The 12,888-nt window shown below is 66.4% G+C and carries 11 protein-coding genes; 4 read left to right on the forward strand and 7 right to left on the reverse strand.

Translation table 11 applies throughout. The features are described from left to right. Positions 1–4 precede the first annotated feature (4 nt). From dnaE to ILT46_RS03795, 4 genes are all read right to left on the reverse strand, one after another. The gene (dnaE, locus tag ILT46_RS03780) at positions 5–3,550 is read right to left on the reverse strand and encodes a DNA polymerase III subunit alpha (protein WP_199503310.1); all 3,546 of its coding nucleotides are present in this window, start codon (positions 3,548–3,550) and stop codon (positions 5–7) included. Between the two features lie 73 nt (positions 3,551–3,623). Then, entirely contained in the window at positions 3,624–4,103 is a 480-nt protein-coding gene (locus ILT46_RS03785) for a glutathione peroxidase (RefSeq protein WP_199503311.1), read from the reverse strand. Beyond that, positions 4,100–4,774, reverse strand: coding sequence for an ABC transporter ATP-binding protein (locus ILT46_RS03790; protein ID WP_199503312.1), 675 nt, complete (start codon positions 4,772–4,774; stop codon positions 4,100–4,102). The genes ILT46_RS03785 and ILT46_RS03790 overlap by 4 nt, the downstream gene beginning before the upstream one ends. Continuing rightward, positions 4,767–6,008 carry a lipoprotein-releasing ABC transporter permease subunit gene (locus ILT46_RS03795; protein WP_199503313.1) on the reverse strand — a complete coding sequence of 414 codons (1,242 nt, stop codon included), beginning with the start codon at positions 6,006–6,008 and terminating at the stop codon, positions 4,767–4,769. The genes ILT46_RS03790 and ILT46_RS03795 overlap by 8 nt, the downstream gene beginning before the upstream one ends. Positions 6,009–6,165: 157 nt before the next feature. Between ILT46_RS03795 and purF the strand changes: the two genes are divergently transcribed. From purF to ILT46_RS03810, 3 genes are all read left to right on the forward strand, one after another. Further along, the gene (gene purF, locus ILT46_RS03800; RefSeq protein WP_199503314.1) at positions 6,166–7,638 is read left to right on the forward strand and encodes an amidophosphoribosyltransferase; all 1,473 of its coding nucleotides are present in this window, start codon (positions 6,166–6,168) and stop codon (positions 7,636–7,638) included. Beyond that, a complete protein-coding gene (locus tag ILT46_RS03805; RefSeq protein ID WP_199503315.1) occupies positions 7,639–8,352 on the forward strand; it encodes an SDR family NAD(P)-dependent oxidoreductase in 714 nt (237 codons plus the stop codon). A 71-nt stretch (positions 8,353–8,423) separates the two neighbouring features. Then, positions 8,424–8,759 (forward strand): PilZ domain-containing protein, encoded by a 336-nt coding sequence (locus ILT46_RS03810; RefSeq protein WP_199503316.1) that lies wholly within the window; start codon positions 8,424–8,426, stop codon positions 8,757–8,759. Here the strand turns inward: ILT46_RS03810 and ILT46_RS03815 are convergent. After that, on the reverse strand, positions 8,756–9,937 hold the full coding sequence (locus ILT46_RS03815) for a serine hydrolase domain-containing protein (protein ID WP_199503317.1): 1,182 nt from the start codon (positions 9,935–9,937) through the stop codon (positions 8,756–8,758). The genes ILT46_RS03810 and ILT46_RS03815 overlap by 4 nt on opposite strands. Positions 9,938–9,939: 2 nt before the next feature. After that, positions 9,940–11,196: an SAM-dependent methyltransferase gene (locus ILT46_RS03820; protein ID WP_199503318.1), complete on the reverse strand. Its 1,257-nt coding sequence runs from the start codon at positions 11,194–11,196 to the stop codon at positions 9,940–9,942. 59 nt (positions 11,197–11,255) lie between these two features. On the opposite strand from ILT46_RS03820, the gene ILT46_RS03825 reads away from it, so the two are divergent. Then, the gene (locus ILT46_RS03825) at positions 11,256–12,035 is read left to right on the forward strand and encodes a phosphatase PAP2 family protein (RefSeq protein ID WP_199503319.1); all 780 of its coding nucleotides are present in this window, start codon (positions 11,256–11,258) and stop codon (positions 12,033–12,035) included. On the opposite strand, the gene ILT46_RS03830 is transcribed toward ILT46_RS03825, so the two are convergent. Continuing rightward, entirely contained in the window at positions 11,945–12,856 is a 912-nt protein-coding gene (locus ILT46_RS03830) for a metal-dependent hydrolase (RefSeq protein WP_370592336.1), read from the reverse strand. The genes ILT46_RS03825 and ILT46_RS03830 overlap by 91 nt on opposite strands. Positions 12,857–12,888: the final 32 nt, after the last annotated feature.

The following is a 12,888-nucleotide window of genomic DNA, read 5'->3' on the forward strand; positions in this document are numbered from 1 at the left end:
CGGCTCAGGCAACGAGGCGCAGATGCCCCGGCCCGCGCCGCGCGGTCAGCTGTACATTGGCAAGCCCCGACACGCTTGCCAAGCGTTCCGCGAGCTCGCCATCGAGCGCGAAGGACCGGCCCAGCCGCATCAGCGGATGCTCGTCTCCCGGCACCATCAGCCGGACGACCACCTCGCCATAGCCCTCGGGGCCGGGCAGCAGCGCCTCCCTCAGCTCGTCCAAAGCGGCGGCATCGTGCAGATCGACCGTCATCACCATGCGCGATCCGCTGCGCACGTCGGCTAGCGGACGGGCGCCGCGCACGGTGATCCTCGGCGGCTCATCAGGGCTCGGGCTGTCGAGCTCGACATTGAGTAGCACGCAGGTGCCATCGGCGGCCCACCGCTGGAACTGGTCCACCAGCGCCTCTTCGAAACAGGCCGCGCTGAATTGCCCGGAGCTGTCGGAGAAATCCGCGCGGACGAATTCGCCGCCCTTGCGGGTGCGGCCCTTCTTCACGTCTTCGACCAAGGCGGCCATCACCGCTGTGGCTCGGCCGCCCGCCGGGGCGCCGGCTTCCATCAGCGAGGCGAACGAGCGCGCGCCATTGGCCGAGGCGATCGCGCGGAAGCTTTCGACGGGGTGAGCCGAAAAATAGAAGCCGAACGTCTCGCGTTCCTTCGCCATGCGTTCGGCGCGGCTCCACTCCTCCGCCTCGGCGAGGCGGAGCGCTGGGGCTTCGTTGTCCTCGCCGCCGAACAGGCCGTGCTGGCCGCTGGTCCGCTCGCGCTCGGCGGCGTCCGCCACCGCCATCAGCAATTCGGCCGACGCGAATACGCGCGCGCGGTTCGGCTCGATCGAATCCATCGCGCCTGCGGCAGCCAGCGCCTCAAGCTGGCGGCGGTTCATCGAACCGGGTGGCAGGCGCTCGAACAGGGATTGCAGCGTTTCGAACCAGCCCCGCGCCTCACGCTCGGCGCAGATCGCGTCCATCGCCTTCTCACCGACATTGCGCAGGCCCGCCAACGCATAGCGCACGGCATAGCCATCGTCGGTCCGCTCGACCGAGAACTCCGCGCCGCTGCGGTTGATATCGGGCGGGGCAATCTCGATCCCGCTGCGCCGCGCATCGTCGACGAACACCGCCAGCTTTTCCGATTGGTGCATATCGAAACACATCGAGGCGGCGTAGAATTCGTGCGGATAATGCGTCTTGAGCCACGCGGTCTGATAGGCGAGGAGCGCGTAGGCGGCGGCGTGGCTCTTGTTGAAGCCATAACCGGCGAATTTGTCGATCAAATCGAACAGCTCGTTGGCCTGCCGGGCATCGATCTGCGACACCTCGCGGCAACCATCGACGAAGCGCTGGCGCTGCGCGTCCATTTCCGCCTGGACCTTCTTGCCCATCGCGCGGCGCAGCAGATCGGCATCGCCCAGCGAATAGCCGGCGAGGATCTGCGCCGCCTGCATCACCTGTTCCTGATAGACGAAGATGCCGTAGGTTTCCGCGAGGATGCCTTCGAGCTTGGGGTGCGGATAGGCGATTTCGGCCTCGCCGTTCTTGCGCTTGCCGAACAGCGGGATGTTGTCCATCGGGCCGGGGCGATAGAGCGAAACGAGAGCGATGATGTCGCCGAAATTGGTCGGCTTCACCGCCGCCAGCGTTCGCCGCATCCCTTCGGATTCGAGTTGGAACACGCCCACCGTGTCCCCCCGCTTGAGGAGGTCGAACACCCGCGCATCATCCAGCGCCAGCCCCGCCAGATCGATGGTGATGCCGCGCCCGGCCAGCAGATCCACCGCCTTCTTCAGCACCGACAGCGTCTTCAGACCGAGAAAGTCGAACTTGACCAGCCCCGAGCTTTCGACATGCTTCATGTCGAACTGCGTCACCGGCATGTCCGAGCGCGGATCGCGGTAGAGCGGGACGAGTTGCGCCAGCGGCCGGTCGCCGATCACCACGCCGGCCGCATGGGTCGAGGCGTTGCGCGGGAACCCCTCGAGCTGCATGGCGAGATCGACCAGCCGCTTCACATCGTCGTCATTGTCGTATTCGCGGCGGAAATCGGCGGCCCCGTTCAGCGTGCGCGGCAGCGTCCACGGGTCGGTCGGATGGTTGGGCACCATCTTGCACAGCCGGTCCACCTGGCCATAGCTCATCTGCAGGATGCGCCCGGTATCGCGTAGCACCGCGCGGGCCTTGAGCTTGCCGAAAGTGATGATCTGGGCGACGTGATCGTGGCCGTATTTGGCCTGGACATAGCGGATCACCTCGCCCCGCCGCGTTTCGCAGAAATCGATGTCGAAGTCGGGCATCGACACGCGTTCGGGGTTGAGGAAGCGTTCGAACAGCAGCCCCAGCCGGATCGGATCAAGATCGGTGATTGTCAGCGCCCAGGCGACCAGGCTGCCCGCGCCCGAGCCACGACCCGGGCCCACGGGGATATCCTGCTCCTTGGCCCATTTGATGAAATCGGCAACGATCAGGAAATAGCCGGGAAAGCCCATCCCCGTGATGACGTCGATCTCGAAGTCGAGCCGTTGCTTATATTCCACCACCTCGTCGCGGATGCCGGCGGCGGTCAGCACCGGCCAGTCGCCCTCGCCCGAGCCCTGGAGCAGCGCGGCCAGTTCCCCATGCGTTTCGGCCGGATAATAGGGCATCAGCCGGGCGAGCAGGCCGGCGCGCGAATCCTCGGCCAGCAGGCGCGCCTCGCCGGCCAGATCACCCGCGAGGCTGGGCAGGATCGGCTTGCGATTGGGCGGCGCGAACGCGCAGCGCTGCGCCACGACCAGCGTGTTCTCCGTCGCTTCGGGAAGGTCGGCGAAGACCTCCTCCATCATCGGGGCGGATTTGACGAAGCTTTCGGGATCGGAGCGCGGGCGTTCGGCGGCATCGATATGGGTCTGCTCGCGGATGCAGATCATCGCGTCATGCGCGGCGTGAATATGCGGATCGCCGAAATTGGCCGGATTGGTCGCCACCAGCGGCAGATTGCGTGCATAAGCGAGGTCGATCAGCGCCGCTTCGGCCGCGTCCTCCAGCGCGTGGTTGCGGCGCGCCAGCTCGATATAAAACCGGCCGGGGAACAGGCCCTCCAGCCGCTCGCAGAACGCTTCTGCGGCCTCGTGGCGCCCTTCGGCTGCCAGCCGGGTCAACGCGCCTTCCGACGCCCCTGACAGGGCAATCAGGCCATCGGTGTGCCCTTCAAGGTCCGACCACTGGACATGGGCGTCGAGTTCGACCGGCCGGCCCAGATGCGCGCGGCTGACCAGGTGGCAGAGGTTTTCGTACCCCGCCTCGTCCTGTGCATAAAGCGGCAGGTAGTCGAGCCGCCCGCCCTCGCCCTCGGCAATGCCTAGCAGCGTGCCGATAATCGGCTGCACCCCGGCATCGAAGCACGCCTTGGCGAACATCACCGCGCCATAGAGGCCATTGCGATCGCAAATGGCGATCGCCGGAAAGCCGCGTTCCTTGGCCAGCTTGGCAATCGCCTTCGGATCGATCGCCCCTTCGAGCATCGAATAGGACGACATCACCCGAAGCGGGACAAACGGAGCGAAAGGCATCAGCCGCTTATGGGTCGGCGGCGCGGATTCGCCAAGCTGGCTGGCGGGTATTTTCCCCGCGCACGAGCCAGGGTCAGAGGAGCGCCTCGATATCGGGGGCGATGGCTTCGGGCTTGTCGGCCGGGCCATAGCGTTTCACCACCTGCCCATCGCGGCCGACGAGGAATTTGGTGAAGTTCCATTTGATCGCCTTGCTGCCCAGCACACCGGGCGCTTCCGTCTTGAGCCAATCGAACAGCGGATCGGCGTTCGCGCCATTGACATCGACCTTGCCGAACAGCGGGAAGGTGGTCGAAAAATTGACCTGACAGAATTCGGCGATCTCCTCAGCGCTGCCCGGTTCCTGCCCGCCAAACTGGTTGCAGGGGAATGCCAGCACGGTGAAGCCGCGACCGGCAAAGCGCTTCTGCAACGCCTCCAGCCCGTCATATTGCGGGGTAAAGCCGCATTTGCTGGCGGTGTTGACCACCAGCACGACCTGCCCTTCGTGCGCGGACAGATCAACGGGATCGCCATTGCCGGCCCGTACGGTGAAATCGGTCAGAGCGGTCATTCGAGCAATCCTTCATGCAACCGGACCACGCGGTCCATCTTTGCGGCAAGGCGTTCATTATGCGTCGCGACCAGCGCCGCGCTGCCTTCGCCCCGCACCAGTTCGAGAAACTGGGCGAGCACCTTGTCCGAGGTTTTCTCGTCGAGATTGCCGGTCGGCTCGTCGGCCAGCACCAGTTGTGGGCGATTGGCCAGCGCGCGGGCCACCGCCACGCGCTGCTGCTCGCCCCCTGAAAGCTGGCTGGGCCGGTGCGTCATCCGGTGTTCGAGCCCGAGCGAAACGAGCAATTCGCGTGCGCGCACCCCCGCCGCGCCGCGTGCGGTGCCGGCGACCAGTTGCGGCAGGACGACATTTTCCTCCGCCGTGAAATCGGGCAGCAGATGGTGGAACTGATAGACGAACCCCAGATGCTCACGCCGCAAGCGCGTGCGCTCGTCCGAGGGCACCTCGCTGGCATCGGTGCCCGAGATGATGATGTGCCCGCCAAAGCCGCCTTCGAGCAGCCCGACCGCCTGCAGCATGGTCGATTTGCCCGAGCCGGACGGCCCAAGCAGCGCGACGATTTCTCCCGGCGCGATGGTCAGATCGACCCCGCGCAACACGTCGATCCGCACCCCGCCCTGTTCGAACGAGCGCGTCAGCCCGCGCAGTTCCACCACCGGCCTATTCATAACGCAGCACCTGCACCGGATCGGTGCTCGCCGCCTTGTAGGCGGGATATAGCGTGGCGAGGAAGCTGAGCCCCAGCGCCAGCGCCGAAATGCCGACAATCTCGGCCGGATCGACCCGCGCGGGCAGCTCGGTCAGGAAGCGGATCGAGGGATCCCACAGGCTTTGCCCCGTCGCCAGTTCGATCGCCCGCACGATGGGCTGGCGGAAGGCCAGCACTAGAAAGCCGAGCGCCAGGCCGGCGAGCGTCCCCAGCGCGCCAATCACGAACCCTGTGGTGACGAAAATCTTCAGCAGGCTGCGCCGCGTCGCGCCCATTGTCCGCATGATCGCGATGTCGCGCGTCTTGGCGCGGACCAGCATGACCAGGCTCGAGAGGATATTGAACGCTGCCACCAGGACGATGATCGACAGGGCGAAGAACATCGCCACCCGCTCAACCTCCAGCGCCTCGAAGATCGAGGAGTTGATCTGCTTCCAGCTCTGCACCACCGCGCGGCCCGAGAGGCGCTGGGCGATGGGTTCGGTGATCTTTTCCACCCCGTCGGCATCGGTGGTGGTGACTTCGATGGTGCCAATCTGGTCACCGATCAGCAGCAAGGTCTGCGCATCGGGGATCGGCATGACGACAAAGGTATCGTCAAACTGGAACACCCCGACCTCGAAGATCGCCGCGACCTCGTAACCGACCTGCCGAGGCACCGTGCCGAAGGGCGTAGAACGTCCGGCAGGATTGATGATGGTGATCGTGTCGCCCACCCGCGCGCCGATCTTTTCCGCCAGCCGCGCACCGATGGCGACGCGCGCGGCATCGGGTTGCAGCCGGCTGATATCGCCCATCACCGTGCTCTTGCCGAGTTCGGTGATCGTCTCGGGCGTATTGCCGCGCACCACCACCGCCTCGACCCGGCCGTCAAAGGTCACCAGCAGCGGCTGTTCGATCAGTGGGGTCGCCTTGACCACGCCGGGCGCCTTGCGGATGTCATCGAGAACGCCCTGCCAGTTATCGATCCGCCCGCCATAACCCTGAACGATCGCATGGCCGTTCAGCCCGACGATCTTGTCGAGCAGCTCGGCGCGAAAGCCGTTCATCACGCTCATCACGATGACCAGCATGGCGACGCTCAACATCACCACGCCGACGCTGATCCCAGCGACCAGCGCAATGAACGCCTCGCCCCGGCCGGGCATCATGTACCGCTTGGCAATCGTCCATTCGAAGGGAGAGAGGATCAAGGCGGGGCCGTTTCGCTGTGCTGGATAGCAGGTGCGGCCAGATGGCCGGGCCCAGCGTTTAGGGGCGCTTGCACCGCCGCGCAACCACGCTGCACCGGCCTTGTAATAGCGGCGCAACATCGCCATTGAAGCGCCCACACGCCAGCCTGCGAGCCTCATGAACATCACCCACCCTTTTTGCGACCAGGATGGCGACAAGCTGCGCGAGGAATGCGGCATTTTCGGCGCGATCAACGCGCCCGCCGCCGCGCCGCTGACCGCGCTGGGCCTCCACGCGCTGCAGCATCGCGGGCAGGAAGCGGCCGGCATCGTCAGCTATGACGGGGCCGAATTCTTCGCCAGGCGCGGTAATGGGCATGTGGTGGAAACCTTTTCCGCGGCCGAGGCGCTGGCCGAACTGCCCGGCTTCATGGCGGCGGGCCATGTCCGCTATTCGACGACCGGCGGCGCGGGCCTGCGCAATGTCCAGCCGCTTTATGCTGACCTTGCCAGCGGCGGGTTCGCGGTGGCGCATAACGGCAACATCTCGAACGCGATGACGCTGCGCGCCGAACTGGTCGGTCGCGGGGCGATCTTCCAGTCCACATCCGATACCGAAGTCATCATCCATCTCGTCGCCACCAGCCGCTATCCCACCATGATCGACCGGCTGGTTGATGCGCTGCGGCTGGTCGAGGGGGCCTATTCGCTGATCGTGATGACGCCCGAAGGGATGATCGCCTGCCGCGACCCGCTGGGCATCCGGCCGCTGTCGATGGGCCGGCTGGGCGATGCGGTGGTGTTCGCCAGCGAAACCGTCGCCTTCGACGTCACCGGCGCCGAATTCGAACGCCATGTCGAGCCGGGCGAAATGATCCACGTCGGGTTTGACGGCAAGGTCGAATCGCTGCGCCCGTTCCTCCCCCGCCGACCCCGGCCGTGCATCTTCGAGCACGTCTATTTCAGCCGGCCGGATTCGATCTATGACGGCCGCTCGGTCTATGCCGCGCGCAAGGCGATTGGCGAACAGCTCGCCATCGAAGCCCCGGTCGAGGCCGATCTGGTGGTCCCCGTGCCCGATAGCGGGGTGCCCGCGGCGATCGGCTATGCGCAGCAATCCGGCGTGCCGTTCGAACTCGGCATCATCCGCTCGCACTATGTCGGGCGGACGTTCATCCAGCCGTCCGACAGTGCGCGCCATTCGGGCGTCAAGCGCAAGCATAATGCCAATCGCGGGCTCGTGGCCGGCAAGCGCATCGTGCTGATCGACGATTCGATCGTGCGCGGCACGACCAGCCTGCAGATTGTGGAGATGATGCGCGAAGCAGGCGCGACCGAGGTGCATTTCCGGGTCGCCAGCCCACCGACTGCGCATAGCTGCTATTACGGGGTCGATACGCCCGAACGCTCGAAGCTGCTGGCGGCGCGGATGGATGTCGAGCCGATGCGCGAGTTCATCAAGGCGGACAGCCTCGCTTTCGTGTCGATCGATGGCCTCTACCGCGCGGTCGGGGCGGCGGCGCGTGACAATGCAGCGCCGCAATTCTGCGATGCCTGTTTCACCGGCGATTATCCGACCGCGCTGACCGACCTTTCGGCCGCGACCGATGGCGCGGCGCAATTGTCCTTCCCTGTCGGCAAGGTGGCATAGATGGCGGAACTTCACGGCAAGCTTGCGCTGGTAACCGGGGCCAGCCGAGGGATCGGCGCGGCCACCGCGCAGGCGCTCGCCGCTGCCGGCGCGCACGTGGTGCTGACCGGACGCGATGTCGGCGCGCTGGAAACGGTTGAGGAGGCAATCCATCAGGCTGGCGGTGCGGCGACCATTGCCCCGCTTGATCTGACCGAGGCCGACAGCATTGCCCGCCTCGCCCATGCCATCGCCGGCAGGTGGGACGCGCTCGACGTGCTGGTCATCAATGCGGCCTATCTGCCGACGCTGACACCGATCACCCAGATCGAGCCCAAGCAGTTCAACCAGGCCCTGCTGACCAATGTCGTGGCGACGCAGGCGCTGCTCGCCGCGTTCGATCCGCTGCTGCGCCGGGCCGGGGCCGCGCGGGTGATCGGCCTCACCAGCAGCGTCGGCAGCCAGCCGCGCCCGTTCTGGGCCGCCTATGGCTCGACCAAGGCGGCGTTCGAGAGCCTGCTCGATTCCTACGCGCAGGAGGTCGAGAAGCTGAGCCCGGTGCGGGTGGCGATCGTCGATCCCGGCGCAACGCGCACCGCGATGCGGGCCAAGGCCTATCCCGGCGAAGATCCCGCCAGCGTCAAACCGCCCGAAACGGTTGCCGCGCATATTGTCGGCCTCATCGGCACGCCGATCGACGGCGTTCACCGCAGCCGTGTGGTTAATTCGGCGTAACCGCCTTCCTCAACATCGCGTCAAGCGGCAGGGCCGACACTCTCCTCCAAGGTCAGCCCGAGGAGAACATCATGGTCGACGTAACCGACCGCTACCGCATTGCCGCGCAGGAAGATCGCTCCGCGCCGCGGACCAGGATCGACATACCCGGCCAGTTGCGCCCGTCGGGCGGCAAGGCATTCCAGACCGTGGTCAACGATCTGTCGATCTCGGGCTTTTCGGCCACCGCGATCAACCGGATGCATCCGGGCCAACTCTGCTGGCTCACCCTGCCGGGCCTCGGCTCGCTGATGGCGGAGGTCGTCTGGTGGGACGATTGCACCGTCGGCTGCGCGTTCCATGACCTCATCAGCCCGATCGTGCACGACAATCTGCTGGCCCGCCACCGCGCCGAAGGGCGGGGTTAACGCGGCACCGCCGACAGCGGCGCGACCAGCGCCAGCCGCCGCGCGGCCAACGCACGGTCGCTGGCGCGCGGCCAGTTCGACACCACCGCCACCACCAGCCCGCGCTCGGGCACCAGCGTGATCGACTGGCCGAAAATGCCCTGCGCGCGGAACGCGCCCGCAGGATAGGTCCACCACTGATAACCATAGCCGAAGCCCGGCGCAGGAAACGCCACCTGATTGGCGCCGGCGCGCGCGAACCAGCCAGCAGGCACCACGCCCTGCCCCCCCTCAAGCACGAACTGGCCGAAGCGCGCATAATCGGACAGCCGCAGCGACAGGCAGCACCCGCCGATATCGCTGCGCCCGGTGAGGTCGGTCATCCAGAACAGCGGCCCGGCAAAGCCCGCCGGATCGACGATCTTGTCCTTGGCATAAGCCGCCAGCGTCTTGCCCGTTGCCGCCTCGACCAGATCGCCCAGCAGGTTGGTCTCGAGAGTCTTGTAGACCCATTTCTCGCCCGCCGCCGCCTCGCGCGTCAGCGTGCGGGCATAGGTCACCGATTGCGATTCGCCGGCGACCGGCGCCACGGTCAGCATCCGGGCCACGTCGCTGTTGGGGTCGGTATAGTCCTCGTTCCAATTGACGCCCGAGGTCATCGTGGCGAGCTGTTCCACCGTCACCCCGTCGTACGCCGTGCCCGCCAGCGCGGGGAGATAACGGGTAACGGGCGCATCCATAGCCACCAGCCCATCGCGCACCGCAGCGCCCAACAAGGTCGAAGTGAAGCTCTTGGCGACCGAGAAGCTGGTCCAGCGGGCTTCCGGCCCGAAACCCAGCCCATAGGCTTCGTGCCGCACCTTGCCATCCTGCAGCACGATGATCCCAGCCGCGTGATTCTCGGCGAGGTAGCGGTCCACCTCGCGCGCGATCAGCGGCGGCAGCGGCGCACCGCGCGGCAAGGCGCGCGGGCGGGCCGGCGGGGCGACTTCGTGCCCGGCAAACATCGCCTCCATGCTGCGGAACCCGGCCGAGCGGCGGGCATCGTCCCAGAACAGGATGTTGGAATCGCCCGCCGCCGTCGCCCGTTCGGGCATGGTGAAGGTGACGTCCTGCTGCGGCGGCGCGACCAGCGTGGTGCAGCCGCCCAGCGCCAGCGGCGGAGCGGCAGCCAGGATCAGCGATTTCAACAGGCGCATCCTTATTCTCCCTTGACCAGCGTAACCTGGTGGACGTCGATCCCGCCACCCCGAAAGCCGCCTTCGCAATATTGCAGATAATAGCGCCACAGGTCGACGAAATGCTGGTCGAACCCGTCGGGCAGGCGGTCCTCTTCAACCGCAGCGTCGAACCGCTCGCGCCACAGCCGCAGCGTTTCGGCATAATCCTGGCCGAAATCTGCCTGATCGTGCCATGACAGGCCGCGCTCGGCCGCCAGCCGCTTGAACTCGCTGGTGCGGATCAGCATCCCGCCGGGAAAGATATAGGCCTGAATGAAATCGGCGCTGGCGGTGTAGGCATCGAACAGATCGTCGCGGATCGAGATATACTGGATCGCCGCGCGCCCGCCCGGTTTCAGATTGCGGGCGATGCAATCCATGAAGGTCGGCCAATATTCGCGCCCCAGCGCCTCGACCATTTCCACGCTGCAGATCGCGTCAAACTGCCCCGAAGTATCGCGGTAATCCTGCTTGAGAAAGCGGACCGGCGCGCTGCCGGCGTGATCACGGCACCAGCCGAGCTGCGCATCGGACAGGCTGATTGCAGTCACCTGCGCCCCGTGATCAGTCGCCAGCGCGCGCGATAACGCGCCCCAGCCGCAGCCGATTTCGAGCACCTCGGCACCCTGCGAGAGTGCCAGCCGTTCGGCAATCGCGGCGATCTTGGCCTGCTGCGCCTGTTCGAGCGACCGCGCCGCGCCGCCGGACAGCGCGCTCGAATAGGTCATCGTCGGATCGAGCCACGCGGAATAGAAATCGTTGCCGAGGTCGTAATGCGCGTGGATGTTGCGCTGCGCGCCCTCGTGGGTGTTGCGATTGAGCCAATGCCCGGCGCGCGCGGCGAGCCTGAACCAACCCTTGGCACGCCCCAGATTGCCGAGTCCGCTGGCATTGCGCATGAACAGGTCGAAGATTGGCACGGGATCGGGGCTCGACCATTCGCCCGCTTCCCATGCCTGATACCAGCCGATCGAACCGTTGGTGACCAGCCGCAGGAAGGCGCGCCAATCGTGGATGGTGATCACCGCATCCGGGCCGGGCCCGCGCCCGCCAACCACGCGCACCGTGCCGTCGTGCAGCGTGCCGGTGATCCTGCCGTAATCCAACCCGGCATCGATGCGCGCGATGATCCGCTCGAACCCGGGCGCGATCAGCCGCGCCAGCCAGCCCGCGCTGCGGGCGAAGCGCGCCCCGCCAGCGACCAGCATCTCGCCCCTTTTCGCCGTGCCCGCATTCATGCCCGCGCCTATGACGCGGCGGTGCGGAACGGGCAAGCGCGGCGCGGGTTGCCTCTCGCATGAGCGAAATTGTTTCGACCCCGGCCGAAGCGCCGGCCGAAACCCTGACCCTCCCAGCGCGCGGCTATGCCATCGACCGGCGGCGGGCGCTGCTGGCGGCGGGAGCTTGCTGGGCAGGGTTTGCGGTAATGGCGCTGCTGGTGGCGCGCGGAATGACGGGCGGATTCGACGCATGGGGCCTGCTCGCGGCGCGCGGCGGGCCGGATCTTGCCTTGATCGGCCCGCCGATCGTGGCCGAAAGCGTCCGCGACGTGACTGCGCTAGGCGGCGTGTTCCTGCGTAATTTGATCGCGCTGGGAGCGGTGGTGGCGCTGCTGTTCCTGTCGCTGCGGCGCGAAGCGCTGCTGTTTGCAGGTACCGTTGCCGGCGGGTGGATCGCCAACACCGCTGCCAAGCATCTCGTGCTGCGCGAGCGGCCGCAGATCGTGCCGCATCTGATGGAGGCCGGTGGGCCGAGCTTCCCCTCGGGTCACGCCTTCAACGGCGCGGTGGTGTGGGTCGGCATGGCGCTGGCCTTCGCCGCGCTGAGCCGGCGGCATTCGGTCCGCGTCACGCTGATTGTGGGCGGGATGGTGGTGGCCGCGGCGATCGCCTGGAGCAGGGTGATGCTCGGCGTGCATTATCCCAGCGACGTGGTGGCCGGCTGGCTCGGCGGCAGCGGCTGGGCGTTTCTGGTGGCGGCGCTGTTCTACCCAGCCGTGCGCGCGGGCGATGAGAGCGGCTCGCACCCTACGCCGGGCAGCGCGACGCTGAACCGGTCGCGCGCCAACGGGCTGTAATAGCGCGCATCGCGCAAAATCACCGAACCATCGGGCGCGCGGTCGGCAAAGGGCGCGCGCGACCAGAAGAGGAAGGCATCGAGATCCCGATCCAAAAGACGTAATCTCGCCAGGTCTGGCCACTGGCAATGTTGATCGCGGTCAACGAGCGGTATCCAATCGGCTACCGACTCATCCCAATAAAACCAGTCATTAGTGGTGCCTGCAAGCTGTTCACGAGCGAGTGACAGAACAGGTAAAGGGCTGCTGATACGAGCGAGGCCTACAGGGGCATCGATAGCGTTTCGAGAAATCAGCCCGTTCAGCCCGATATAGCCAATTGCCACTGCAATCGCCAACCGCGCAGGACGCATCCACTCCCCCTGACGCTTCTCACGCCGCAGCGACAGCCACGTGCCGGTGCCAAGGATTGCCAACAGCCAGACATCGACGATGAACAGCACGTCGCCATAGAACCAACGGCTGCTGAACGGTTCGAGCAGGCGAATGCCGTAGACGTTGAGCCAGTCGAGCGCCGGGTGCGTCAGGCATGCGATCAGGGCGAGCGTGAACAGCCAGCCGAAGCGGACCGGCAACCGCCCCTCCGGCTGCCTGCCGCGCCGGGCCTGCCAGCGGTCGAACGCCCATAAAGCCGCCGCCAGCAGCAACGGCAGCACCAACCAGGCAATCGGGCCGTGCGTGATCCCGCGGCGGAAAGCGAGGCGCTCCACCCCGTCGAGCCACAGAAAGCACGCCGCATCGACATCGGGCAGGTTCGCGCCGATGATCAGCGCGGGCATCGCCAGCCCGGTCTTGCGCTTCAGCCCGGTCTGCCCCAGCATCGCGCCGGTCAGGCTGTGGGTGAGATTATCCA

This window comes from Qipengyuania sp. YIM B01966 (genome assembly GCF_016461955.1).
Classification (GTDB): domain Bacteria; phylum Pseudomonadota; class Alphaproteobacteria; order Sphingomonadales; family Sphingomonadaceae; genus QFOP01.

Bases quoted from the DNA above. Each gene is read 5' to 3' on its own strand.
- dnaE (WP_199503310.1), bottom strand. From the start codon at position 3,550: ATGCCTTTCGCTCCGTTTGTCCCGCTTCGGGTGATGTCGTCCTATTCG.
- ILT46_RS03785 (WP_199503311.1), bottom strand. From the start codon at position 4,103: ATGACCGCTCTGACCGATTTCACCGTACGGGCCGGCAATGGCGATCCC.
- ILT46_RS03790 (WP_199503312.1), bottom strand. From the start codon at position 4,774: ATGAATAGGCCGGTGGTGGAACTGCGCGGGCTGACGCGCTCGTTCGAA.
- purF (WP_199503314.1), top strand. From the start codon at position 6,166: ATGAACATCACCCACCCTTTTTGCGACCAGGATGGCGACAAGCTGCGC.
- ILT46_RS03805 (WP_199503315.1), top strand. From the start codon at position 7,639: ATGGCGGAACTTCACGGCAAGCTTGCGCTGGTAACCGGGGCCAGCCGA.
- ILT46_RS03810 (WP_199503316.1), top strand. From the start codon at position 8,424: ATGGTCGACGTAACCGACCGCTACCGCATTGCCGCGCAGGAAGATCGC.
- ILT46_RS03815 (WP_199503317.1), bottom strand. From the start codon at position 9,937: ATGCGCCTGTTGAAATCGCTGATCCTGGCTGCCGCTCCGCCGCTGGCG.
- ILT46_RS03820 (WP_199503318.1), bottom strand. From the start codon at position 11,196: ATGAATGCGGGCACGGCGAAAAGGGGCGAGATGCTGGTCGCTGGCGGG.
- ILT46_RS03825 (WP_199503319.1), top strand. From the start codon at position 11,256: ATGAGCGAAATTGTTTCGACCCCGGCCGAAGCGCCGGCCGAAACCCTG.
- ILT46_RS03830 (WP_370592336.1), bottom strand. From the start codon at position 12,856: ATGCTGGGGCAGACCGGGCTGAAGCGCAAGACCGGGCTGGCGATGCCC.